This is a genomic window from Flaviflexus sp. (genome assembly GCF_041440645.1).
Lineage (GTDB): Bacteria > Actinomycetota > Actinomycetes > Actinomycetales > Actinomycetaceae > Flaviflexus.
This window is the reverse complement of sequence record NZ_JASDVN010000016.1, coordinates 1-23,762: the sequence shown is the minus strand read 5'-3', so window position 1 is coordinate 23,762 and position 23,762 is coordinate 1. Positions and strand designations below refer to the sequence as shown.

General features: G+C 60.4%; 24 protein-coding genes, 4 tRNA genes and 1 riboswitch. Of the genes, 18 read left to right on the top strand and 10 right to left on the bottom strand.

Features of this window, described 5'->3' with window-relative positions; genetic code table 11:
• Positions 1-36 precede the first annotated feature (36 nt).
• Positions 37-357, top strand: coding sequence for a hypothetical protein (locus QMB98_RS02210; protein ID WP_371684010.1), 321 nt, complete (start codon positions 37-39; stop codon positions 355-357).
• Positions 358-591: 234 nt separating this feature from the next.
• Here QMB98_RS02210 and QMB98_RS02205 read toward each other — a convergent pair whose 3' ends face one another.
• The gene (locus tag QMB98_RS02205) at positions 592-1,806 is read right to left on the bottom strand and encodes a hypothetical protein (protein ID WP_371684009.1); all 1,215 of its coding nucleotides are present in this window, start codon (positions 1,804-1,806) and stop codon (positions 592-594) included.
• Positions 1,807-1,873: 67 nt separating this feature from the next.
• On the opposite strand from QMB98_RS02205, the gene QMB98_RS02200 reads away from it, so the two are divergent.
• Positions 1,874-2,338 carry a peroxiredoxin gene (locus tag QMB98_RS02200; RefSeq protein ID WP_371684008.1) on the top strand — a complete coding sequence of 155 codons (465 nt, stop codon included), beginning with the start codon at positions 1,874-1,876 and terminating at the stop codon, positions 2,336-2,338.
• A gap of 44 nt (positions 2,339-2,382) precedes the next feature.
• Positions 2,383-2,467 (top strand) — tRNA-Leu (locus tag QMB98_RS02195).
• An 82-nt stretch (positions 2,468-2,549) separates the two neighbouring features.
• Here QMB98_RS02195 and QMB98_RS02190 read toward each other — a convergent pair.
• On the bottom strand, positions 2,550-2,927 hold the full coding sequence (locus QMB98_RS02190; RefSeq protein WP_371684007.1) for a tautomerase family protein: 378 nt from the start codon (positions 2,925-2,927) through the stop codon (positions 2,550-2,552).
• Between the two features lie 304 nt (positions 2,928-3,231).
• Positions 3,232-4,173, bottom strand: a complete 942-nt coding sequence (locus QMB98_RS02185; RefSeq protein ID WP_371684006.1) for a 3-methyladenine DNA glycosylase — start codon at positions 4,171-4,173, stop codon at positions 3,232-3,234.
• A 31-nt stretch (positions 4,174-4,204) separates the two neighbouring features.
• On the opposite strand from QMB98_RS02185, the gene QMB98_RS02180 reads away from it, so the two are divergent.
• The gene (locus tag QMB98_RS02180) at positions 4,205-4,975 is read left to right on the top strand and encodes a fumarylacetoacetate hydrolase family protein (RefSeq protein ID WP_371684005.1); all 771 of its coding nucleotides are present in this window, start codon (positions 4,205-4,207) and stop codon (positions 4,973-4,975) included.
• A 106-nt stretch (positions 4,976-5,081) separates the two neighbouring features.
• Here the strand turns inward: QMB98_RS02180 and QMB98_RS02175 are convergent, their stop codons facing one another.
• Positions 5,082-6,221: a MalY/PatB family protein gene (locus QMB98_RS02175; RefSeq protein WP_371684004.1), complete on the bottom strand. Its 1,140-nt coding sequence runs from the start codon at positions 6,219-6,221 to the stop codon at positions 5,082-5,084.
• A 60-nt stretch (positions 6,222-6,281) separates the two neighbouring features.
• Between QMB98_RS02175 and gltX the strand changes: the two genes are divergently transcribed.
• The 4 genes from gltX to QMB98_RS02155 all read left to right on the top strand — a co-directional run bounded on the left by gltX (position 6,282) and on the right by QMB98_RS02155 (position 8,454).
• Positions 6,282-7,772 carry a glutamate--tRNA ligase gene (gene gltX / locus QMB98_RS02170; protein ID WP_371684003.1) on the top strand — a complete coding sequence of 497 codons (1,491 nt, stop codon included), beginning with the start codon at positions 6,282-6,284 and terminating at the stop codon, positions 7,770-7,772.
• A gap of 387 nt (positions 7,773-8,159) precedes the next feature.
• Positions 8,160-8,231, top strand: a tRNA-Gln gene (locus QMB98_RS02165).
• Between the two features lie 27 nt (positions 8,232-8,258).
• Positions 8,259-8,331, top strand: a tRNA-Glu gene (locus QMB98_RS02160).
• Between the two features lie 47 nt (positions 8,332-8,378).
• A tRNA-Glu gene (locus tag QMB98_RS02155) sits at positions 8,379-8,454 on the top strand.
• 361 nt (positions 8,455-8,815) lie between these two features.
• Here QMB98_RS02155 and QMB98_RS02150 read toward each other — a convergent pair.
• Positions 8,816-9,562, bottom strand: a complete 747-nt coding sequence (locus QMB98_RS02150) for an ATP-binding protein (RefSeq protein ID WP_371684002.1) — start codon at positions 9,560-9,562, stop codon at positions 8,816-8,818.
• A 101-nt stretch (positions 9,563-9,663) separates the two neighbouring features.
• Here QMB98_RS02150 and QMB98_RS02145 point away from each other — a divergent pair, with 101 nt between their 5' ends.
• Positions 9,664-10,638 (top strand): IS481 family transposase, encoded by a 975-nt coding sequence (locus tag QMB98_RS02145; RefSeq protein ID WP_371684001.1) that lies wholly within the window; start codon positions 9,664-9,666, stop codon positions 10,636-10,638.
• Here the strand turns inward: QMB98_RS02145 and QMB98_RS02140 are convergent.
• A complete protein-coding gene (locus QMB98_RS02140; RefSeq protein ID WP_371684000.1) occupies positions 10,546-11,166 on the bottom strand; it encodes an N-acetyltransferase family protein in 621 nt (206 codons plus the stop codon). The two genes, QMB98_RS02145 and QMB98_RS02140, sit on opposite strands and share 93 nt — an antisense overlap.
• A 139-nt stretch (positions 11,167-11,305) precedes the next feature.
• Positions 11,306-11,878 carry a biotin transporter BioY gene (locus QMB98_RS02135; protein ID WP_371683999.1) on the bottom strand — a complete coding sequence of 191 codons (573 nt, stop codon included), beginning with the start codon at positions 11,876-11,878 and terminating at the stop codon, positions 11,306-11,308.
• Positions 11,879-12,084: 206 nt separating this feature from the next.
• Here QMB98_RS02135 and pdxH point away from each other — a divergent pair, with 206 nt between their 5' ends.
• Complete coding sequence (gene pdxH, locus QMB98_RS02130) at positions 12,085-12,714, top strand: pyridoxamine 5'-phosphate oxidase (protein WP_371683997.1); 630 nt, start codon at positions 12,085-12,087, stop codon at positions 12,712-12,714.
• Between the two features lie 219 nt (positions 12,715-12,933).
• Here the strand turns inward: pdxH and QMB98_RS02125 are convergent, their stop codons facing one another.
• Positions 12,934-13,695 carry a Rossmann-like domain-containing protein gene (locus QMB98_RS02125; RefSeq protein WP_371683995.1) on the bottom strand — a complete coding sequence of 254 codons (762 nt, stop codon included), beginning with the start codon at positions 13,693-13,695 and terminating at the stop codon, positions 12,934-12,936.
• 191 nt (positions 13,696-13,886) lie between these two features.
• Positions 13,887-13,979: riboswitch (SAM riboswitch) on the top strand.
• Between the two features lie 156 nt (positions 13,980-14,135).
• Between QMB98_RS02125 and QMB98_RS02120 the strand changes: the two genes are divergently transcribed.
• Positions 14,136-14,603, top strand: coding sequence for an OsmC family protein (locus tag QMB98_RS02120; RefSeq protein WP_371683994.1), 468 nt, complete (start codon positions 14,136-14,138; stop codon positions 14,601-14,603).
• A gap of 168 nt (positions 14,604-14,771) precedes the next feature.
• On the opposite strand, the gene QMB98_RS02115 is transcribed toward QMB98_RS02120, so the two are convergent.
• Positions 14,772-15,893 carry a glycosyltransferase family 4 protein gene (locus tag QMB98_RS02115; RefSeq protein ID WP_371683993.1) on the bottom strand — a complete coding sequence of 374 codons (1,122 nt, stop codon included), beginning with the start codon at positions 15,891-15,893 and terminating at the stop codon, positions 14,772-14,774.
• Positions 15,894-15,911: 18 nt separating this feature from the next.
• Positions 15,912-16,643, bottom strand: coding sequence for an IclR family transcriptional regulator (locus QMB98_RS02110; protein ID WP_371683992.1), 732 nt, complete (start codon positions 16,641-16,643; stop codon positions 15,912-15,914).
• A gap of 115 nt (positions 16,644-16,758) precedes the next feature.
• Between QMB98_RS02110 and leuC the strand changes: the two genes are divergently transcribed.
• The 7 genes from leuC to QMB98_RS02075 all read left to right on the top strand — a co-directional run bounded on the left by leuC (position 16,759) and on the right by QMB98_RS02075 (position 23,541).
• Positions 16,759-18,159 (top strand): 3-isopropylmalate dehydratase large subunit, encoded by a 1,401-nt coding sequence (gene leuC / locus QMB98_RS02105; RefSeq protein ID WP_371683991.1) that lies wholly within the window; start codon positions 16,759-16,761, stop codon positions 18,157-18,159.
• Positions 18,160-18,168: 9 nt separating this feature from the next.
• A complete protein-coding gene (leuD, locus tag QMB98_RS02100) occupies positions 18,169-18,825 on the top strand; it encodes a 3-isopropylmalate dehydratase small subunit (protein WP_371683990.1) in 657 nt (218 codons plus the stop codon).
• Positions 18,826-18,834: 9 nt separating this feature from the next.
• Positions 18,835-19,308, top strand: a complete 474-nt coding sequence (locus QMB98_RS02095) for a GNAT family N-acetyltransferase (protein WP_371683989.1) — start codon at positions 18,835-18,837, stop codon at positions 19,306-19,308.
• Positions 19,309-19,507: 199 nt separating this feature from the next.
• On the top strand, positions 19,508-20,839 hold the full coding sequence (locus tag QMB98_RS02090) for an MFS transporter (RefSeq protein ID WP_371683988.1): 1,332 nt from the start codon (positions 19,508-19,510) through the stop codon (positions 20,837-20,839).
• Positions 20,832-21,371, top strand: a complete 540-nt coding sequence (locus QMB98_RS02085; protein WP_371683987.1) for an ArsR/SmtB family transcription factor — start codon at positions 20,832-20,834, stop codon at positions 21,369-21,371. Before QMB98_RS02090 ends, QMB98_RS02085 begins: the two co-directional genes overlap by 8 nt.
• A 56-nt stretch (positions 21,372-21,427) precedes the next feature.
• Positions 21,428-22,744: a UDP-N-acetylglucosamine 1-carboxyvinyltransferase gene (gene murA, locus QMB98_RS02080; RefSeq protein WP_371683986.1), complete on the top strand. Its 1,317-nt coding sequence runs from the start codon at positions 21,428-21,430 to the stop codon at positions 22,742-22,744.
• Positions 22,741-23,541, top strand: coding sequence for a lysophospholipid acyltransferase family protein (locus QMB98_RS02075; RefSeq protein ID WP_371683985.1), 801 nt, complete (start codon positions 22,741-22,743; stop codon positions 23,539-23,541). Before murA ends, QMB98_RS02075 begins: the two co-directional genes overlap by 4 nt.
• The last annotated feature ends 221 nt before the right edge of the window (positions 23,542-23,762 follow it).

Sequence of the window (23,762 nt, the reverse complement as noted above, 5' to 3'; positions counted from 1 at the left end):
CCAGCAATTTGCAGACGTTTATGACATTGTCAGCGTATGGAGAACATTCGACGCATTTACTGGATCACAGCCGGCATCGCAGCCATCTACTTTCTATCCGGGATCATCGTGTCGATCATTGCGGGGTTTGAGCCGGTGTTGGTTGTGGCGGGGGTGTTCTCGGTCATCGGTGTTCTCGCGGCCTTCCACGGGGCACGCTCTCACTCCCAGGGATGGTGGGCCTGCGGCATCCTCGTGACCGGATTCATGACCCCAACCCCCTGGGGAATCGTTCCGATGATCATCAGCCTCGTCATCGTTGCAGCTGTGCTGTGGATGGAATGGCAGCAGTTCCGACGCGAGCAGGGACAGCGCTGACGTTGCCAGCGGGCCGCTGAAGTTGTCTGCAGGCCTAACCGAAACCCTCCCGGGGCGAGCCCCATCGAGAGGTATGCCCTGCATGGTGGTTAGCCCCGCATGGTGGTTAGTCCTGCACGGAGGTGAGTCCTGTGTTTCTGGACCAAAGTGAACGAGCAGCAGGTGCCGGCGCAGTGGGGGCTTTCTCGCCGGCGTCCGTCAACCGGACTGCCTCAGTTTGTTTGCCAGCGGGCCTTAGCTTGCTAGCCAGGAATCAGTCTCAGCCCCAACGTGCTCGAGGACCTCGGCGATAAAGGAAATGGTGCCGAGGGCAATGACGTCCCCCGCAAACGAAGACGCAGCGTCTTCCAGTGTCGGCAATCCATCCGGATATTCGAGCCCCTGACCCGCACGAACTTCGATGGCTCCAGGAACAAGGTCCAAGCAAGCCGTGCGGTCCTTCGACAACGGCCACGAACACACGACTGTCGCATCCTTCATCCCAGCCGACTCGAGTGCAACGCGTACCGCATCGGCTGAGATCGCAGCATCAACAAACCACGTCTCATCCGGTTGACCCTCGATTCCCTGAACATGGTGTAGCGAGGAACGTCCCGGGAGTACGAGCGAACCGGCTATCGACACGTCCGGTTCTGAAAGACCTGTATTTTGTTTCTGATTCTGGTCCAGTTTCTGTTCGTGAGTAGCACTACTGCCCCTGAGGAGTTTCGCTACCTCTTTCCCGAGTGCCTGGCCGAGTCCGATGCTCTGACCTATGAGGGGACTGCGGTGCGGGGCGGGAACGGAACCGGTGATCTGAGAATTCCACTCGGTAGCTCGCTGAGCGATGATGCCTTGTACTTCGTCAGATTGCGGGGCGGAGGCAATGATCTGAACCGATTCAGATCCGGCAGAAACAAGGTTGTCTGCGATCTGGGGGACGGTCTGGCCGAGGATCCCACCGTGCTCGAAGAAGATCGGAGTAACTGCGAGAGCCACGTGCGAGAAAAGCGACACCTCATCGGTCTTGCCACCCATGCCCTCCTCAACAACGAGCACATCGGCTCCCTGCTCGGACGCCCACCAGGCACCCATGATCGTGTAGGCACCCGTGGGGGACAGGTAGTGACCTGATGGGAGGAGAGGGAGAAGCTCGCTCAGTCGCTCCGAGAGTTCCTCGTACTCTGCCAGACTGATCGCCGTGCCATTGAGCCTGATGCGCTCGCGGTTGGTGCGGAAGGCCGGGGATGTGATGGAGACGATGCGGAGCCCAGCATTGGCAAGAGTCATCGATAAGGCTGCGGCGGTCGTTCCCTTGCCCTTGGACCCCACGACGGCAATGGAGGGTGGTGGGGTGAACTCAAGTAGCTGGGCAAGGGTACGAGATGATTCGAGTGTGCGGGGGAGGCCGCCACGGTCTGCCCACTGCTGGTAGAACGGATCGTCTGCGGCAAGATGCTGTGCTGTCATGGTGAGTTCATCCTAAGCCGATCTCGGAACTTCTTGGGAGCCGCCCATTCCTTACTAGAATCAACTCATGGCACGACTTGAAGTTGGCGACAAGGCCCCAGACTTTACGACAGAAACCCCAAACGGACCGGTCTCCCTCTCGGACCTCCTGGCAAAGGCAGAGAAGGGAGTCATCGTGTACTTCTACCCGAAGGCGATGACACCGGGATGCACAACGGAGGCGTGCGACTTCCGTGATGCTCGGCTGGGTGATGCTGGCTACGAGGTTATTGGTATCTCGCCCGACCCGATCAGCAAGCTCCAGAGCTTCGCCGACGCCGAGCTGCTCGACTTCCCTCTCGGCTCCGATCCGGACCACGAGATCCTCGAGGCATACGGTGCCTGGGGTGAAAAGAAGAACTACGGTCGCACCGTTGTCGGCGTCATTCGTTCCACGTTCGTTGTGAACCCGGATGGCACGATTGCTGAGGCCATGTACAACGTGAAAGCGACCGGTCACGTCGCTCGCGTGACGAAGAACATCCTCGTCTAGTACATTTCCGATCCTCTGACTTCATGGTTTATCCTTGAAGTCGCGCGCGAGTGGCGGAATTGGCAGACGCGCCAGATTTAGGTTCTGGTGTCTTCGGGCGTGTGGGTTCAAGTCCCACCTTGCGCACCAAAAGGAAGTCTCGGGTCATCGTTCAATCGACGTCCCGAGACTTTCACTTTTCCGCCATGGACATTGTGCAAGTAGGCCACCGTTAGGCGTACTGTGCCTCGTTGCCTCCGAAGGACCAGTTTTCTTGTGGCACCTCGACGAGGTTAATAAAGATGTCGTTGATGGGGATTCCCGTTGCCTCATTGATGCCTGTTGCGACGGCCTTGTAGAAGGCCTTCTTGACCTCGATGGTGCGGCCAGCATTGAGCGTGACCTGGATGATCAGCGTCTGCTCCGTGCGTTCGAAAACGTACGTCGGATCCATGATGAGGGACTGCGTGTCATGGCTTGAGATGATGACGAACTTGTCGTTCCCGGGCGCTCCAGCAACCTTGACGAGAGCATCGTAGACAACGTTGCTGATGGCTTCTCTGTTGATAGGTGACGTCGATTCGGGGACGTCGATTCTGACGAGTGGCATTGTCTCGACCCTTCATATGGAACAAGTTGGGTGTTTTTCGTTGATTCTGGTTCTTAGGCTGGCCCTACATGGGGCACTGGGGCTTCTGAGGCGAATGGGGTTCTTCGTTGTCCAGGCAGCGTGGATTCGCTAGGGCAACCGCCAGAACTCGCCGTTGAACCCTCGCTCTTGGAGGAGTTCTTGGTTGTGCTCGCGAGAGTGAGGATCAAATGTAGGTTCCAGTCGATCCCCGTACCAGGGTTGGGCTAGGTGCCACGAGCAACCAATCCATGGGATTGCCTGAAGAAAAACGGGAACGAGGGATTCAGCTGGCCTGCGGCACGGGTGTGGAGTGTGGTTTCACTGCCCAGGGCTGCGCCGGCGGAATGTCCAACGCCCCGATCTCGGCCGTGATGGCGAGGAGGCGCTCGCGCAGAGGCTTAGCCCTGGCGGCGTAGTTCTTCTGAAGTGCCGCGTAGTGGCTTCGACCCTCCGGGGTCTCGATCCTGATGGGCTCAACCCCAAGATCGAAAAGGTCGTACGCTGCCGCCGCCATGTCCATCCACCGAATGTCCCGAGCCAAGTCGTACGCATCGAGGAGGAGATCGCCGGGGATCCCGGGACCCAGTTGCAGGCACCACTTGAGCACATCCATGTTCGCGTGCAGGCAACCACCCTGCTCGAGCTCCAGCACCTGCTCCCGCGTCGGTTCGAGGGTGTTGTGGGAGACCGCCTCATCAGTGAAGAAGCGGAACGCGTCGTAGTGCGTGCACTTGACGGTGGCAGCATCAACCGCTTCCTTCGTTCCCTCGACACCGAGGCGGAGGGGAATGCCGTGGCGCTGATCCCCACCATAAACCATGCACCACTCGTGCCAGCCAAAGCAGGAGAACAGGGGAGTGCGACCAAGGATCGCCCTAGCGAGATCGTGAACGAACCGGATGCCGCGGCCGCGCGCCTGCCTGTACTCACCCAAATCAAGGGAGAGGACCCCATCGGTCTCGCGGTGCCAGCGCCACGAGAGTCGCTCCTCGTACTCGGCGAAGGCCGGATGATCCTCGGGTGGCCTCACAAGACCAACGTTAGAGCCAGGATGCCAACGGTGGAGGATGCCGGGACGGAGCGGGTAATACTCCCACAGAAAGTCCTCAACCGCGTGCTTTTCTTGACGGGACCGGCGTTCCTCGTGAGCATGGGAACGCGCCTTCGCTGCAGCCACGTGCCGGCGGCAGAGTTCCCACCAGGTATCTACGGAAAGGATCAACATCCCCACCATTTTGCCACGCTAGGCTAGGAACATGCAGATCGCTCGAATTTCACTTGAAGCAGGCCCACGCTACGCAATCCTCGACCACGAGTCCAACGAATACGTCGTACTCGCAGGCGACCCCATCTTCCAGGGACTAGACACCACGGGACAGCGCGTCCCGATCGAAGGCACCCGCGTGCTTTCCCCCATCATTCCCCGCTCCAAGGTCATTGGAGTCGGCAAGAACTACATGGACCACGTCAAGGAAATGGGAGGCGAACTTCCCGACGCTCCCGTGCTCTTCTTCAAGCCCAACACCGCGGTCATCGGACCCCAGGACCCCATCGTCGCCCCCACCTGGGCAAAGGAAATCTCCTGGGAGGCGGAACTCGCCGTTGTCATTGGCAAGCCCTGCCGTGACGTCCCCGTCGACCGAGTTGACGACGTGATCTACGGATACACGGCAGCAAACGACGTGACCGCACGCGACATCCAGCGAGCAGAACCCCAGTGGGCTCGCGCCAAGGGATTCGACACATCCTGCCCCCTCGGACCGGTCATCGACCTCGACTACGACCCCACCGACGTCTACGTCCGCTCAACCGTCAACGGTGAACTCAAGCAGGACGGCCGCACCTCGCAGATGATCCGTCCCGTCAAGGAACTCGTCTCCTACATCTCCCACGCCTTCTCGCTCCTGCCCGGTGACGTCATCCTGACCGGCACACCCGCAGGCGTCGGAGTCATGACCGAGGGCGACACAGTCACGGTCGAGGTCGAAGGACTCGGCGAGCTCACGAACCAGCTTCGCAGCCGCTAGAGGATCCGCTGGCTTAGGCCAATGAATGGTTGAGAGGCGTGGGAAAACCCACGCCCCTCAGACATTCAATGCAAAGCCTCGACCTGGTGAGATCGTTGACTACCTGCTAACCGAGATCGGCGACGGCCCGCTCGATGATGTCGAGAGCCTCGTTGAGGATCGGACCGGTCGTGCCAAAAACGAGGCGAACGTAGTTCTCGAAGCCGGGACCGCAACTCTCACCGGGAGTGAGGGAAACACCGCGCTCGCGGAAGTAGTCGACGGGGGAGTCGACCTTGTCCGCGATTCCTGAGGCATCGATCCAGGCGATGTAGGTGCCCTCGGGCAGGATCGTGGAAAGACCCGGGATGGCGTTGATGCGTTCGGTTAGGACCTTGCGGTTCTCATCGATCTGGGCACGCACGTTGTCCAGCCAGTTGGAGGTGTCCTCGTAGGCGGCGATCGCGCACTCAACGCCGACCGTGGAGATCTGACGTTCGATGAGACCCGCGGGGGCCGCAATCGTTGCCTGGAAGGGTTGCCCAACAATCATCTGGGCGTTCTTCAGTCCCGGGGTGTTCCAACCCTTCGAGGTGGAGGTGGACGTGATCGTGTGGTCGGCGGTGCGATCGGACAGGCTTGCGTAAGGAATGTGCTTGCCGTCGAACACGTGCGGAGCATGGATCTCGTCCGAGAACACCACGGCGTTGTTCTTTGCCACGATCTCGGCAATGCGCTCGAGTTCCTCGCGGTCAAGGACGCGACCGACCGGGTTCCACGGGTTGCAGAGAACGAACAGGCCACCACCGGAGAGGGCCTCAGCGATGCCGTCGAAGTCGAGTTCCCAACGACCATCGACGATCTGGGAGGGAACGGTGATGAGTTCGCGGCCCTCCTCGGCGGGTAGGTTCATGAAAGGCATGTAGGCTGGGGTTGGGATCACCACCGGACCCTCGGTCACGAGATAACGCAGGGTGTCGCGCATGGTCGACAGAACGTCGGGGTACAGGTAGACCGCGCCAGGATCAACATCCCAGCCGTAGTCGCGGCGCATGAGTTCGGCCGTGGCCGCGCGAAGATCCCCTGCCATGTTCGGGGGAATGTAGCCAAGAGCACCGGTCTCGGCGCTCTTCTTTAAGGTTTCGGTGACAACGGGAGGAACACCATAATCCATCTCGGCAATCCACATGCCGATTGTTCCGGGATAAGTTGACCATTTGAGCGAGCCGGTGGCTCGAAGAGTTTCAGGTGTGATGTTGTCGAACATGGGTCCACTCTAACTAGTCTCGACAATTCGTTGCGCCCAGCGGGGCGGTAGTCTTGACCTATGACTGAAGTACGCGTTCGCTTTTGCCCATCACCCACCGGCACACCTCACGTGGGACTCATCCGCACGGCCCTGTTCAACTGGGCCTATGCTCGCCACACGGGCGGCACCTTCGTGTTCCGCATCGAGGACACGGATGCGAAGCGAGACTCCGAGGAGTCCTACCAGCAGCTGCTGGACGCCATGAGGTGGCTGGGTATGGACTGGGATGAGGGGGTTGAGGTTGGTGGCCCGCACGGCCCCTACCGCCAGTCTGAACGCATGGACATCTACGCCGATGTTGCGAAGAAGCTTCTCGAAGGCGGCTACGCCTACGAGTCCTTCTCCACCCCCGAAGAGGTCGAGGAGCGCCACCGCGCCGCAGGCCGCGACCCGAAGCTTGGGTACGACGGCTACGACCGTGACCTGACCGAAGAGCAGAAGAAAGCGTTCCGTGCAGAGGGCCGCGAAGCGGTCCTGAGAATGCGGATGCCGGACGCGGACGTCACGTTTGAGGATGCCGTACGTGGCGAAATCACTTTCTCCCAGGGTTCCGTCCCGGACTACGTCATTGTCCGAGGCAACGGTCAGCCCCTCTACACCCTGACCAACCCCGTCGATGATGCTCTCATGGAGATCACCCACGTCCTGCGCGGCGAGGATCTGCTGTCCTCCACACCCCGCCAGGTCGTCCTCTACCGCGCCCTCGTCGAGCTTGGCATCGCCAAGCAGGTCCCAACCTTCGGCCACCTGCCGTACGTCATGGGGGAGGCCAACAAGAAGCTCTCCAAGCGTGATCCCCAGTCGAACCTGTTCCTCCACCGTGAGAACGGCATGATCCCCGAGGGACTCGTCAACTACCTCGCACTGCTTGGGTGGTCGATTGCCCCCGACAACGACATCTTCACCGTCGAGGAACTCATCGAGGCTTTCGATGTTGCCGACGTGAATCCGAACCCGGCTCGCTTCGACGAGAAGAAGGCGATCGCCATCAACGCTGAGCACATTCGCCGCCTCGATGTTGACGACCTAGCACACCGTCTCGTCCCGTTCATCGACGCCGTTGAGGCCGAAGCTTACGAGGCCCTGTCGGCAGAGGAGAAGCGCATCGTTGATGCTGCAGCACCCCTTGCCCAGACCCGCATCCAGGTCCTCTCCGAGGCCGGCCCGATGATGAGCTTCCTGTTCAAGGAGGCTGACGAGATCGAGTACAACGAGAAGGCTCTCGGCAAGCTCCGTGAGGAGTCCGGTACCGTCCTCGCAGCCACACTTGAGCACCTCGCAGGTCTCGACGAGTTCACCGCCACCAGCATCAAGGACACGCTCTCCACCGTCGTTATCGACGGCATGGGCATCAAGCCCCGCCTCGCATTCGCACCACTCTTCGTCGCCATCACCGGAACGAACGTCTCGCTTCCCGTGTTCGACTCCATGGAGATCCTCGGCAAGGAAGAGTCGCTCAAGCGCCTTCAGAAGCTCGCTGATCACCTCGCAGCTTCGCAGGATAGCTAGGAAGGCCAGAAATCAGCCTGCTCGGCTAAGGAGCACGAGGAGCGTTCCTCGCCATACAATTGTGGGCCCGGACCTAACGATGGTCGGGGCACACTTGTATCTCGGTCTGCCCATCAATGACGGTCTTCAGTGTGGGCAAGATAGTGAGTGTAGCTGAGCGGGACTTATTCGATGAGTGCAAGGATCTTTGGCTGTTTGAGGACCGACTTCAACAATGGAGTTTTGTATCGGGGAGGGGCGTGTATGGGACGACTTGAGGCGTGGAAAGGGGGTACAAGGTTCGTTTTACCTTCTCAGTGATCACCTTCACCCCCAGGAATTTTGCGAACAAAAACTGGAGCCGGTAGAGTCTAGTTCTGCGCGCAACCACGGTTGAACGCAAACCCTTGGGGTATGGTGTAATTGGCAGCACGAGTGATTCTGGTTCATTTAGTCTAGGTTCGAGTCCTGGTACCCCAGCAGGTTTCTTTTCATTAAGAAACTTAGGCCCCGTTCGTCTAGCGGCCCAGGACGTCGCCCTCTCACGGCGGTAACACCGGTTCAAATCCGGTACGGGGTACAGATAGCTTCGGCTATCGGTACGATAATCTAATACATTGTCGTGGAGCCCCGTTCGTCTAGCGGCCCAGGACGTCGCCCTCTCACGGCGGTAACACCGGTTCAAATCCGGTACGGGGTACCAAGGAAAGTCCGAGCAATGCTCGGGCTTTTTTGTATTCCGGCGCGAGCGCGCCCCCGTCGGATGAGCCACTTCGCCAAAAACGAGCTTCGTCTAAGGCCTTTCCATGTGCGGAGTTAGAAGTGACCTTCAGGTCAGCCTCAGTCAGTGTTAGGTTTGTAGGTAACAAGACCGGTTCCGCTGCCCACCTCGGTGGGAGTCCAGGGCTGGTCCTCGTTTACCATCCACTGCGATTCCGGCGGCGGAAGCCAAGCATCTGAAGACATTTCTGGGTAGTGAGTGTGTGCCCGCAACCGATCACGGCCACGCACTCACTCCATCATTCAGCTATGCTCCGAGACTTCGTGGATCTAACGACGGAGACTCAGAGCCGTGCCAGGACCTCAATGTCCTCCTCGAACTCCTTGGCGACATCTGCGGACACGGTGGTGCGGGTCTGGGAGATTGCGGTGAGGTAGTCCTCGGTGCTGAGCCCTGGGGGAGTGGTGCCGTTGATGGTCACGGCACGTTCGAAGGCCGCCTGGGAGGCGCCTCGGGCCGCGAACTCAATGTCGGCGGGGGAGAACCCATCCGTGGCACGCACGAGCTCGTCCAGGCCAATCTGAGGAAGCGCTGCCTGCGGGATGAAACCCTGCCAGATGGCGTGACGAGCCTCCTCATCCGGTAGGCCGATCGGGATAACGTAGTCGAATCTGCCGTGACGGAGGAATGCGGGATCGAGTGCGCGAATGAAGTTGGTGGCACAAACCAGCAGGCGACCCGACTTCTCGCGGAAAGCAGGGATGGTCTTCAGTAGCTCGTTGGTCACGGCCTGCATCGGGCTCGGAGGTTCACCGCCGCGGCGGACTGCAATTTCCTCAACCTCGTCGATAAAGACCACGACGTTGTCGAGTTCCTCGATGCGATCAAAGGTCTCTCGAAGCTCCGCTGCGAGTCCCTTGGGGGAGGAGGCCAGTCGTGAGGGGAACACCTCCACAAACGGCCATTCCAGCCTCGATGCGATCGCTTTAGCGAAGGTGGTCTTGCCGGTTCCTGGCGGACCAAAGAGAACGATGGAGCGCGGCGGTACCACCCCGAACTCGTCCGCTTGGGTCGGGTTCGAGAGGGGCATGACTAGCTGTAGTTCCTTGGGACGTTGTGAACGCTCGAGTTAGATGAAGACCTCCGGCAGGATGTGGGTTACCACACACGCATCCTGACCCGGAGGTCTTCATGTCCCACGCTAACGCACCCCTCACCCCAATCGGCAGAAAACGCCTCGCCGCCCTAATCGTCGATGACGGGTGGTCGATCAGACGCGCGGCCGAACGATTCCAGGTCTCACCCGCGACCGCTTCGAAATGGGCGTCCAGATACCGGGCCGGTGAACCCCTCACCGACCGTTCGTCGCGGCCGCATCATTCACCCACACGACTCCCGAAACGACGTGAGCGTCGCATCATCTCGCTGCGCTTCACCCGCAGGTGGGGGCCTCACCGCATCAGTTACCGCCTTGGCATCCCGCGCTCGACGATCGAGCGTGTCCTCGCCCGCTACCAGATGCCCCTACTCGCTCATGTTGATCAGGCGACCGGGTTGCCAGTGCGAAAGCCACGGATCGTACGCTACGAGAAGCAGGCACCGGGTGAGCTCGTGCATGTCGATATCAAGAAGCTTGGTCGTATCCCCGACGGTGGTGGGCATCGCATGCTTGGCCGACAGGCCGGAAAGAAACATAACACTGGCCATGGAAGACCCGGACGCGGGTACGCCTACCTGCATCACGCAGTCGATGATTATTCCCGGCTCGCGTATTCCGAGATCCTCTCTAATGAGAAGAAAGAAACTGCGTCTGGGTTCTGGGAACGCGCCCGTGCTTTCTTCGCCCAGGCCGGCGTAACCGTTTCCGCGGTGATGACTGACAACGGGGCATGCTACCGCTCACACGCCTTCAGAATTGCTTTGGGCCCAGAGGTAAAGCATCGATTTACTCGCCCGTATCGGCCGCAAACTAATGGCAAAGTTGAACGGTTCAACCGCACACTTACTGCAGAGTGGGCGTACGCGGCTATGTATGTCAGTGATGAAGCCAGGGCCGCAACGTACGATGCCTGGCTACATCACTACAATCATCATCGACCCCATACCGGGATCGGTGGGCAGACTCCCTCGGATCGTGTTCACAACCTCACTGGGAACTACAACTAGCCTTCTCTCGAGCATGTCCTTCTCCTTCGACATGCCACCAATGGCATCCCAGCGGTCCCTGGCCAGCATGCGTCCACCCAGCTCCTTGAGAGTGAGGATTTCTTCCTGGCGGATGGGGATGATGCGCTCGAAGTAGCGCAGGTGGCGCTGATCGGCGAACCCTGCGCGAGTCAGCGAGGTGATGGGTTCGATGCCGTCGGGAACAAGGATGGACATGGAGTGGATGCCCTGGCTGGCGAGACGTTGTTCGATGGCGGAGAGCATGGCGCGGCTGATGCCGCGGCGGCGATAGTCCTTGTCGACTCCGAAGAACACGATCCACGCCTGATCGTGGGCGGCGCGAGCAACCGTGACGCCAACAATCTCGTTCCTAACAGTTGCGACCACGGCAGTATCTGCACGGGTGGAAGCAAGGACCTCGTTGAGGGCATAAACGGGCACTGGTACGTCCTCGACGTACTGTTCCCACAGCCGGAGGAAGCCATCGAGATCGGTTGGTTGGAGGTCGCGGATGCGCCAGTTTGTCATGGGTACCTGCTTCAGTGAAGGGACATTGGAGCAAACAGTACTCAACGAATGTGAATTCGGACGATTCGACACAAAGAAATCTCCCCAGATGGAACCCATTGAGGAGCATCTGGGGAGATTGCAAAGATGAGGGGCAGTGTTACTTCTTGCCGATGAGGTGCCAGGTGGCGGGCAGGAGCGCCATGGCTGCCACGCCCTTGATGGCATCGCCGACGAGGAAGGGAACGATGCCCATCTCAACGCCCGCGGTGAAGCTGGCTCCGGTGAAGGCCATGAGCCAGGGAAGGCCAACGGCGTAGATGAGAACCGAGCTCGTGAGAACCAGCAGGGCCATGCGACCGACCGAACGGTCGAAGCCGCGTTCAGCGAGGTAGCCGGCTGCGGCACCCGCGAGGATGTAGCCAATGATGTAACCGAAGGAAGCCGACTCCCAGCCGGAGCTCTGCTCGGCAAAGATCGGAGCCCCCGCCACACCCAAAACCATGTAGAGGCCAAGTGACATGGTTGCGCGAGCGGTACCGAGGCACGCACCTGTCAGGATGACCGCGAAGGTCGAGAGCGACAGGGGAACCGGCGTGAATCCAAGAGGGATAACAATCTGGGACGCGATCGCAACAAACAGTGTGCCACCCAGAACAAGGAGGGCGTCACGGACGCGAGAGGTGGGGATGCGATCGGCGAGAACGCCGGCAGTCAAAGTTGGTGTGGACACGTGGTGCCTTTCCAGGTTACGAATCAGTAAGTTACTGAATAGTAAGTATGGAAAGAGCGTCCCCGCAACGACATCCGTCACGTGGACAGCAAGTGAGAGCGTCATCACTGGCTACAGCATTTGGAAGCAGAGTGCTGTGGCAACGGTTTCTCCTGGTCGTGGCAACGACCGTATTAATTGCCGGAAGTGGAGCATAGAATTGGGGCATGGACATCTCAGGTATTCGACGCGACTACGACGGTGGCGAACTGAAAGAGGAAGATCTTCCCCCCACCCCTAAACCACTCTTTGATCAATGGCTGGAGGAGGCGTTTGATGCGGGGATTCGTGACGCCAACTCCATGGTCCTGTCCACGGTCGATCCCCTTGGGTCGCCGTCGAGTCGAATTGTTCTCGCCAAGGAAGTGGACCGCAAGGGCTTCTACTTCTACACGAACTACGACTCCCGCAAGGGCATCGATCTCGCATCGAATCCTCGCGCCGCTCTGCTGTTCCACTGGGCCCAACTCGACCGTGTCGTTCGCGCCGAGGGCAGGATCGAGCGCGTGACGGATGCGGAGTCGGATGCCTATTTCAAGTCTCGCCCACACGGTTCGCAGCTGGGTGCCATCGCATCCCCGCAGTCCAGGGTCATCCCGTCCCGGCAGTACCTCAGCGACCGGATGGCTGAACTTGAGGCCCAGGGTGGGGAAGTGAAGCGACCCAACAACTGGGGCGGCTACCTGCTTCGCCCAAGATCCATCGAGTTCTGGCAAGGCAGGCCCGACAGGCTCCACGACAGGATCAGGTACCGGGTCCACGACGGTGCGTGGGTGTCGGAGCGCCTCGCCCCGTAAAGACATAGCGGACGCAGAACTGCGGCCCAGAATCGAATATTGCAGATGGTGCGGATCTATTGATCTGCACCATCTTCCATTTCCTGCCGGACCTTCCTTCTGCCCGCCTGTCGTTCCTTCTGCCCGCTTGGCCTTACCCTTTCCGGCCAGGTTGTGCCTCTTGCCGTCTGGCCTTACTGAGTCCCGTCAGGAATTTCAGCGTGTAGTCGGGCCGAGTTCTTAGCCCAGTGGTTTGTTGGTGTAGTCGACCATCGTGCCCGCCTCGCTGGGGGCGCCGTGCCCGGTGCCTCGCAGGGTTTCGCGGAGCCGGTCCGGTTCCGTTGAGTAGAATCCCGAGAGCCCGTCTGCACCGTACTTGTAGAGCACGGGTGACATGGGAGTGCTAGGGCCGGCAATGACCACGTACGCGTCCTGGGTGAGCTCAAGAAGTCGCGGCATGGTCTTGTTGACAAACGTGGACCCGGTGATGAAGACGAAGTCCTGCTCGGGCAGGATGTACTCGCAGGCGAAGTCGATGAAGTCGCCGCGATGCGGGTTGCGCTCGAGAATCGAAAGAGATTCAGCGTTCTGGAAGCGCTTCTCGATGAAGGCGAAGTGGCCGATGGTGGCAACCTTTTTGTTCTCCACTGCCTCGGCGTAGGTGTCGAAGGCTCCCTTTCCGCTCTCGTTCGGGATCTCGTGCCCACACGCGGGAATGCGATCGGGATGGTTGTACCAGGCATTGATGGCTGCAAGCCCGATCGATGCCTCGACAAGGTTCCAGGACTTCACCAGCTGGGCAGCATCGCGCAACGGCTTGCCCTGCAGGGGCTCGTCAGAGAGTGTTGGCCGGGTACGCACGTCGGTCGTCATGGCAAGACCACTATTCGTGTCGCCAGCCTGCACCCTCGTCCAAATGTGACCCACCTGGTACTCGCTCACGGTCGCATCAGCGTCGATGCCATCAATGAGTTCGTCGTAGAGCGCCCAAGGATTCTTCATGCCACAAGACTATTCCACCATCACGTGCACATCCCTGGGACCCGAGGCGGGAACGCGGCGCACATCCTTCATTACTTCCGCTCCTGCGTCTCTGCAGGGCAGGATTCGCGTGGTCGAAGGTACTGGTTGTCCAATTTCTGAGACTGTGTAATGAACTTGTGCCAAGGAGTGAGGGAGCGCATAGCCTGGACTCACTATCGCGAGCAACTGAGAGACCTGGCTCTATGACGTTGCAGCAACCGGCTGAAAGTCAGCGCGGTGCTAATGCCATGGTTCGATGGAGGAATTGAAATGCGAATGTTCGCCGCGGCGTGAGGCCGCAGTAGCTCCAAGCTCTATGAGGCGCGCCTGCCCCGATGGCAGGACGCGTCGATGTCGCAACCGGCAGTCATTTGCGCACCCATTTTTCGCGCAGTCATCACACTTTTGAAGGAATACCTATGTCTATTGCAACCGAAACCAAGCCCAAGCTCACCAACATTTCCGCCAACGGAACGTGGGTCGGTCAGAGCAGTACCGACATCACCTCCGGTGAATTCTCGTTCCGTGTCTCGGAACCCGCCGCCCTCGGTGGCAACAACTCAGGCCCAAACCCGTTCCAGTACCTCATCGGAGCATTCGAGGGCTGCATAGCGGTAGTCGTCGAGACTGTAGCCAAGGAGCAGGGACTCACGATCGACGCTGTCGATATCTCCATCACCGGCACCCTTGACCTCAGGGGCTTCGAGGGTGTTGAAGGAGTGTCTCCTCACTTCCAGTGCGTGGTGGGAGAGGTGAACATCAAGGCCGACATCACGGCCTCGGAGTTCGCCACTCTCGTCACAGAGACCGAGCGACGCTGCCCCATCTACAACCTCATCCGTGACGCTGGGGTTACTCCGCAGATCTCCTGGAACATCAACAACTAGGCGGCCCTTTGAAACCAAACCTCCTCCAGTAGATCTCGGCGCATGATCAGAGTTCTTTGGTCATGATGGTCTACGCCTTATAGGCGGCTCTGCTCCCAAGACATGTATGCCATGGGAGCAGAGCCGTTTCGTATGGTCGATGGATCTTAAGGGTTACTAAGTGGGGATCTAAAGTATCTCTTGGAGCGGCTGGATCAGGTGTTCCCACCGCCACGCCTCGTCGACCCATTCCTTGCCGCGCTGACCCATGGCCTTCGCGCGCTTCGGATTCTCGAGCAGGTAGGTGAGGGCAGACACGAGGGCGTTACCGGATCTGCCGTCGACAACGAGGCCCGTTTCGCCGGGGATCACGGCTTCAGGGGCGCCTCCGGAGTTGCCGGCGATAACCGGTAGACCTGCAGCGTAGGCCTCGAGATAGACGATGCCGAGGCCCTCAATATCGAGGCCGCCACCGCGGGTGCGACACGGCATGGCATAGACATCGCCAAGGGAGTAGTGCCCCGCGAGTTCCGCGTACGGCACCTCTCCAGTGAAGATGATGGAATCCTTGGCGGGGGACGCCTCCATCATGGCGTCCAGCTTCTCCCGGTACGGACCCTTGCCGACGATGACGAGGCGAGCATCTGGGAACGTGGATGCGACTCTATGCCAGTTCTGGATGAGGAGATCCTGGCCCTTGCGTTCGACCAGGCGGGAGATGCAGATGACAACGGGAGCATCGGGGGAGATGCCGTACCTTTCCCGCAGCGTCGCCCTCATCTCCCCATTGAAGGCGAACGCCTCCGGGTTGATTCCGCCCGGCATCCGCATCGTCTCCACGCCACCGAGGAGCGGCTGGAGCCGCTCGAGCGTCGCCTTGGTCAGGTACGTGACGATGTCGTTGTCACGGAAGATCTTGTGAAGGAACTGGCGCCCACCGGGCACCATGGACCACCCGATCTCGTGGCCGTGGGTGGTGGCGATCGTCTGCTTCGCACCAGCCTTGCGAGCATCGTTCGCCATGATTCCCAGCGGGGTCGAGGCACCAAACCACACGTTGTGAATGTTCTTTTCCGCGATGATTTTCTTCATCGTGTCACGCACGTGGGGCGTGGGAAGCATCACCGTGCCCGGGAATCGAATGACCTCGTAGGGCACGTTCGCATCGTACTCGTCGGCACCGCCCTCGGGGGTTGAGGCGTAGACCGTGAGCTGGGATGGCTCCAGTTGGCCGACGAAACCCTCAAGGTAGGTTTGAATCCCTCCGGTTCGCGGAGGGAAATCATTGGTGACAAGAAGAGTGGGCTGCATACCCCTATCTTTGCAGACTTAGTAGTCTTCCGACCTCTTGAGCACCTCGGTCAGGCGGTTCGCTGCCGCGACCACGGCAACGGAGTGCTGGCGGCCGGGCTGGCGACCCATGCGTTCGATTGGGCCGGAGATGGAGACGGCTGCGACAACGCGACCACTCGGACCCCACACGGGGGCGGAGATGGAGGCGACGCCGGCCTCGCGTTCTGCGACCGACTGTGCCCAGCGCCTGCGGCGGACCGCGGAGAGCGTGGTGGCGGTGAAGTTCGCGCCGTGCAGGCCGCGGTGCAGGCGATCGGGTTCCTCCCATGCGAGGAGAACCTGAGCGGCAGAACCTGCGAGCATAGAAAGAGCGGCACCGACCGGGATAGAGTCACGCAGGCCACCGAGATTGCGTTCCGCGGCGGCAACGCAGATGCGAACATCGCCCTGGCGGCGGAAGAGCTGTGCGGATTCGCCCGTGTGATCGCGCAGTGCGATGAGAACAGGCTTAGCTGCCGCGAGGAGCGGATCGCCACCTGCCGCGGAGGCCAGTTCCTCCATGCGGGGGCCGAGAATGAACCGCCCCTGCATGTCCCTCGTGACGAACCGGTGATACTCGAGAGCAACAGCAAGACGGTGTGCCGTTGGTCTCGCTAGATGGGTTGCGGTAACGAGCTGAGCAAGTGTGTGGGGTCCCGATTCAAGCGCGCCAAGTACTGACGCGGCCTTGTCGAGAACGCCAACTCCAGATCCCTGAGAAGTGTCCATGTAGTGATATTCTCATCTCGCACTTTGATACGCAAGTGCGATACAGTTGGAACAAGCACATTGTGTCTAGACCGATACGAAAAGTGCCGAGACCGATACAGAAAGAGAGATTGTCATGGGCTCAACCCTGGCCGAAAAGGTTTGGAAGTCGCATATCGTCGCGCGCGGCGAAGACGGAGCGCCGGACCTCCTCTACATTGACCTGCATCTGGTTCACGAAGTGACCAGCCCCCAGGCCTTCGAGGGCCTGCGTCTCGCCGGCCGCGAGGTGCGTCGCCCCGACCTGACGATCGCAACCGAGGATCACAACGTCCCGACCCTCAACATTGACCTGCCGATCGCTGACAAGATCTCCGCCAAGCAGATCGATACACTCCGCAAGAACGCCAAGGACTTCGGAGTCCGCCTGCATTCCCTCGGCGACTCCGAGCAGGGCATCGTTCACGTTGTTGGCCCCCAGCTCGGCATCACCCAGCCCGGCATGACCATCGTGTGTGGTGACTCCCACACCTCGACCCACGGCGCCTTCGGAGCGCTGGCGATGGGCATTGGCACCTCCGAGGTTGAGCACGTTCTCGCCACCCAGACACTGCCCCTGCAGCCTTTCAAGACCATGGCGATCAACGTCAAGGGCAAGCTACGTCCCGGCACCACCTCAAAGGACATCATCCTCGCCATCATCGCGAAGATCGGTACCGGTGGCGGCGCTGGCTACGTCCTCGAGTACCGCGGTGAGGCCATCGAGGCTCTCTCGATGGAAGCCCGCATGACCATCTGCAACATGTCGATCGAGGCTGGCGCCCGCGCCGGCATGATCGCTCCCGACGAGACCACCTTTGAGTACATCAAGGGTCGTCCCCACGCACCCGAGGGTGAGGACTGGGATCGGGCAGTTGAGTATTGGAAGTCCCTGCGCACCGATGACGACGCCGAGTTCGATGCCGTTGTCGAGCTGGATGCCGACGACCTCGAGCCCTTCGTCACCTGGGGCACCAACCCCGGTCAGGGCCTGCCGATCTCCGCATCCGTTCCGGATCCGGAGGACTTCGCGGACGAGACTGAGCGCAATGCCGCTCAGCGCGCACTGGAGTACATGGACCTCAAGCCCGGTACGAAGCTCAAGGACATCCGCGTCGACACCGTCTTCATGGGTTCCTGCACCAACGGCCGCATCGAGGACCTCCGCAACATTGCGAACGTCATCAAGGGCAAGCAGAAGGATCCGGACGTCCGCGTCATGGTCGTTCCCGGTTCCGCTCGCGTCCGCCTCCAGGCCGAGGCTGAGGGCCTCGACAAGATCTTCACCGACTTCGGTGCGGAGTGGCGCAACGCAGGTTGCTCCATGTGTCTCGGCATGAACCCCGATCAGCTGGCCCCGGGTGAGCGCGCAGCCTCCACCTCGAACCGTAACTTTGAGGGTCGCCAGGGCAAGGGCGGCCGCACCCACCTCGTGTCCCCGCTCGTTGCGGCAGCAACCGCAATTCGCGGCACCATCTCGACCCCCGCCGACCTGTAAGGAGCAACAATGGAAAAGTTCAGCACACACACCGGCATTGGCGTTCCGCTTCGTCGCTCCAACGTCGACACCGACCAGATCATCCCGGCCGTCTATCTCAAGAGGGTTACCCGCACCGGTTTTGAGGACGCCCTGTTCGCCGCATGGCGCAACGATCCCGAGTTCGTCCTCAACCAGGACGAGTACAAGAACGGTTCCGTTCTCATCGCGGGAACCGACTTCGGTACCGGTTCCTCCCGTGAGCACGCCGTGTGGGCGCTCAAGGATTACGGATTCCGCGCAGTCCTCGCACCCCGCTTCGCCGACATCTTCCGAGGCAACTCCGCCAAGCAGGGCCTCGTTGCCGGCATCATCAGCCAGGATGACTGCGAGCAGCTGTGGAAGATCCTCGAGACCGAACCCGGCACCGAGGTGACCGTCAACCTCGAGGACCGCACCGTTACCGCAGGTAGCTTCACCACGACCTTCGAGATTGAGGACTACACCCGCTGGCGCCTCATGGAGGGGCTGGACGATATCGGCCTCACCCTCCGCCAGGAAGACAAGATCACCGAGTTCGAGAAGACTCGTCCCTCCTACAAGCCCGCAACCCTTCCGGCAAAGAGCCTTCCCGAAGAAGTTGTTGTCTCGGCACGTCCTGTCGATGGAGAGGCCCCGCTCACCTAATGTGAGCGCATGGTGGAACTACGGGTTGTCACAGTCGCCGATTCCGACGAGCTGACTGAACTTCTTGTGAAGAGTCGCGAGTTCCTCGCGCCGTTTGAACCACGGCGCGAGGATTCGTATTTTGAGAGCCACTTTCAGGCTCAACTCCTCTCGGCGAAGCTTGCCGCCCACGAGCAGGGCTCCGAGGTGCCGTTCGTCATCGTCGACGGCGGTCGCATCGTTGGTCAGCTTGTCCTCGACCGCATGGAACTCGGCCCGTTCCTCGCCTGTGACATTGGGTATTGGGTTGCCGAAGCAGAATGCGGCAAGGGAATCGCCACGGAGGCCGTGGCCCAGGCCCTCGCCTACACGAGGGTCGAGCTGGGACTGAAGCGGATCACAGCAGCGACCCTGCCCGACAATGCTGCCTCCATCAAGGTTCTCGAGCGCAACGGCTTCCAGAAGTACGGGCTTGCCCATAGCTACATGGAGATCGCGGGGTAGTGGCGCGACCACCAGCTCTTCGAGCTCATCCACCCAAGCGCAACCTAACCCCACGCTCAACATAAGCCCAGTGTTTTTCAAGGAGTTTTGAGCAGTCGGCCGCGGCTCACAATCTCGCTTGAGAAGTTCGAAACGATTAGTACAAAACATTTGTGCAAATATCTTGAACTAAATTAGTTGGTTCTCTAGACTCGTCATCATGAGTGAAATCAAGGTGGCGAAGCCGCCGCGTCCTTCCATCTGGAAGAACGGCAACTACACGTGGTGGCTGGCGGGTGACACAACGGGAGCGATCGGACGATCCTTCTCGATGTTCATCGTCAGCTTCGTTGCTTACGACCTGTCGGGGTCGGAGGCGATCTCTGGTTCGATTACGACCATCATGACTGTCGTCATGCTCGTCTTTGCCGTTCCCGGCGGAGTTATTACCGACCGTACCGACCGTCGCAGGCTCATCTACCTGTATTCCACCTTTGCCGCCATCATCTGTCTCACTCTCTCCGGACTGATCGTGGCGGGACAGCTCAGCATCGGTGTGTTCATTGGTTTCATGTGCCTGCTTGGCATGGTGGCCGGGTTCTTTGGTGAGGCAACCAATGCCTCGCTACGTTCGATCGTGCAGGGCTCCGACTACGTTCACGCTCAGGCCGCGAACCAGGGCAGGGATGCTGCCGTTCAGCTCGCTGCGCGCCCCTTGGCCGGCCTGTTCTACGGCATTGCCGCATGGCTTCCGTACCTCCTCTCGGGCATCATGTATGCGGTTCAGGGTCTCGTGTTCACACGCGTCAAGACTTCGCTGGAGCCGAGGCCTACCAAGGAACCGGAGGCTGACCCTCAGACGGAGCTAGCCACCCTGCAGGGGGAGCAGATGGACATGGCGGGGGCGAGCATTGCCCCGGTTCGCCAATCCATGAGGAAGGACTTCCTCGAGGGCTTCAACTACCTCATGCAGCGCCCCACGACGAGATCCCTCTCGATCATCGTCATGATCATCAATCTGGGTACTGCGGGAATTGGTTCCGCCATGACTCTCTCGCTCATTGGGCGCGGTTACGCGGCCGTTGAGGTCGGGTACGTGGGTGTCGCGGTCGGCGCCGCGGTCATCGTGTCCTCGCTCGTTGCCGGCAAGCTCTCTGCCAAGAGCCACACGGGACTCATCACGGTCCTCGGGCTGGGCTGGGTCGTGCTGGTCAACATCCCGTTGCTCTTCACGGATGCCTACTGGGTCATGATCGTGTGTTCCTTTGCTCTTGGTCTCTGCCTCCCCATCATCAATGCCGCCCTCATTGGGTTTATCTTTGGGCAGGCTCCGGAAGAGCTTCAGGGCAGGGTGGGAACGGTCGTCAACCTGGCAGCGAGCGGTCTCGCGGCACTTGCTTCGATCACGGCGGGCTTTGTTCTCGAGTGGACCGAGTTCGAAGTTGCCTGCGCCGTCTTTTTGGCAATCTGCACCGCCGCCTTCATCCTCGCCCTACTATCGAAGCGTGTCAGGAATATCCCGGTACCGGAGGAGTGGGGTCAGTATGAATAAGGTGACGCGACTGCAGGCGGTCTCGCATCCACTGCGCCTTCGGATCCTGTTCGCACTCGATGTTCAGGAGGAGGCGCGGACATCGGACCTCGCGGCAGAGCTAGGGGTTGCTGCCAACAAGGTGTCCTACCACCTGTCCCTCATGGAAAAGGGTGGGATTATTCGCAAGCGTACGGGTGAGGATGCTCGAGAGACCTGGTGGAGTGTCATCACCGAGAACCTGGACATGAAGGAGGGGGAGGGGAGCGACAGCCTCGCCGAGGACAGTCGAGCCGCCACCCTCGCCTCGCTCGAGTACCTCCGTAGCCTTGTGCCCGCCCTGGAACCTGGAGAATCCGAGGAACGCCCAAACCAGTCGATCATGGTCACCAACGCCTACCTCACGACCGAGCAGGTGAAGGAGCTTGCGGACGACCTCGCGGCCCTCCTGCACAGGGCGCGGGACCTGTCGGACCAGAATCGTGAGCAAGGTAATGGCCGACTTTACGCGGTTGGCGCACAGCTCCTACCGGCACGCGCGGAGCAAGGATAAGCTCTTCCGAGACTCTCCTGCCAGTATCCTTGGGGGAGACCACTTGAGGAGGAAACGTGACTTCAGTGCTTGAAGTTCGTGGCGGGAAGCCGCTACAGGGTGAGATTTTCGTTCGCGGAGCGAAGAACCTGGTGCCAAAGGCCATGGTTGCCGCACTGCTGACGGAGGAAACATCCACCCTGCGCAACGTGCCGCAGATCCGGGACGTTGAAGTCGTTTCCGAGCTTTTGAAGATGCACGCGGTTGACGTTGACTACAACCAGGAAGCGGGCGAGCTCAAGATCACGCCCGGGTCCCCCGAACTTCCGGACCCGATCCAGGTCGATGCTCTCGCCGGTTCCTCCCGCATCCCGATTCTCCTCTGTGGCCCGCTCCTGCACCGCCTCGGTGAGGCGTTCGTGCCGGATCTTGGTGGTTGCCACATTGGAGACCGCCCCGTCGACTTCCACCTCAGGGTCCTCGAGGACTTTGGTGCGGTCCGCACCTCTACCCCGTACGGCATGCACATCACTGCGCCCCGTGGCCTCAAGGGTCGTCCAGTACGCCTGCCCTACCCCTCGGTGGGTGCCACCGAGCAGACCCTCCTGACGGCGGTCATGGCCCGTGGCATCACGGAGCTCTCGAACGCCGCCATGGAGCCCGAGATCCTCGACCTCATTGCCGTCCTGCAGAAGATGGGCGCGATTATTTCGATCGAGATGGACCGCACCATCCGCATCGAGGGTGTTGAGAAGCTTCACGCCTACAACCACACTGCGATGCCCGACCGCATTGAGGCGGGTTCCTGGGCCTCCGCGGCGCTGGCTACCAAGGGCGATATCTTCGTCAAGGGTGCCGAGCAGAAGGACATGACCACCTACCTCAACCACTACCGCAAGATCGGTGGCGAGTTTGATGTGCGGGACGACGGCATTCGCTTCTGGCACCCCGGTGGCGAACTGACCGCGGCTGTCCTCGAGACCGATGTGCACCCGGGCCTCATGACGGACTGGCAGCAGCCCCTCGTTGTTGCCCTCACCCAGGCGACGGGTCTGTCGATCGTTCACGAAACCGTGTACGAGAATCGTTTTGGGTTCACCGACGCTCTGCGCGGCATGGGTGCGATCATCCAGGTCTACCGCGAGTGCCTCGGTGGGTTGTCCTGCCGCTTTGGCCGGCAGAACTTCTACCACTCCGCTGTTATCCAAGGCCCCGTCAAGCTCCAGGCTGCCGACATTGTCGTTCCTGACCTGCGCGGCGGCTTCTCCCACCTCATTGCCGCCCTCGCGGCCGAGGGCACGAGCCACGTGGCGGGCATTGAGCTCATCAACCGCGGCTACGAGCACTTCATGAAGAAGCTGGAGAAGCTCGGAGCGGATGTGACTCTGTCATGAGTTTTACCCCGCTCAAGCGTGATATGCCGGAGCGGGACATTCCTGTCCTCATGAGGGCAGTCTCCTGGCCCGTCATCACCCTGACTCGCACGATTCAGAACGTGGTGGTATCGGGCCGCCACAACATCCCCGACGGCCCCGCCATCTACATCGCCAACCACACGAGCCACCTCGATGGTTTCGTTGTGGCCGTGGCGCTGTACGAGAACGGGGTACCGCCCCGGTTCATGGCGAAGAAGGAACTGTTCTCGGGAGCCCTCGGTGGCATCCTGCGGGCACTCGGTCAGATCGAGATCGATCGGGTGACCCCGGGTGCCGCGGTGGAGGAGATGGCGGCGCAGCTCGACAAGGGCCACTCCCTCGTATTCTTTCCCGAAGGCACCTTCACGCACGATCCGGCAGGATGGCCGATGCGGGCCAAGACCGGGATCTCGAGACTCAACGAGCTGAGACCGGACGTTCCCATCATCCCGATCTCGCACTGGGGTAACGAGCGAATCATCCACCAGTGGACGGGACGGATCAGCTGGGGCAGGATCCTCAACCGTACGGAGACTGTTCTTCTTCATTTCGGTCCGGCCCTCAGGCTTCAGGGCGAGACTCACAAGGAACGCTCCAACTCAGCCATGACCACCATCGCCAAGGACGTGGCGAGGCTGCGTAGCCTGCTTGGTCGGCCCATGGGGGAACCACCCACGGAGAGGTTCGTGCCCGGCGAGCTCAACCACGTCAAGCGCAAGAAGGCGATCGCGGAGAAGAAGGCGCAGCGCAAGAATCGCTTGATGTTCTGGAAGTAAAGCGACAGTTCTCCGTTGGGTCTGCTGCAAGCCCTCTGGGCCCCTCGGTCTCACGTGCTCTAGGCCTGGTATAGGCTTTGCGAGGCCAGTGCCAGCACTCCTGAGGCTCGAAGTCTCGGCAGGAAGCCACACCTTGCGAGGGTGTGAATCTAGATTCCCAGTTAAGTGGCTCTTCATAATTGGGGGTGTAGTTTGTTTTGGAATCCGCCGCTGCCCAGGAG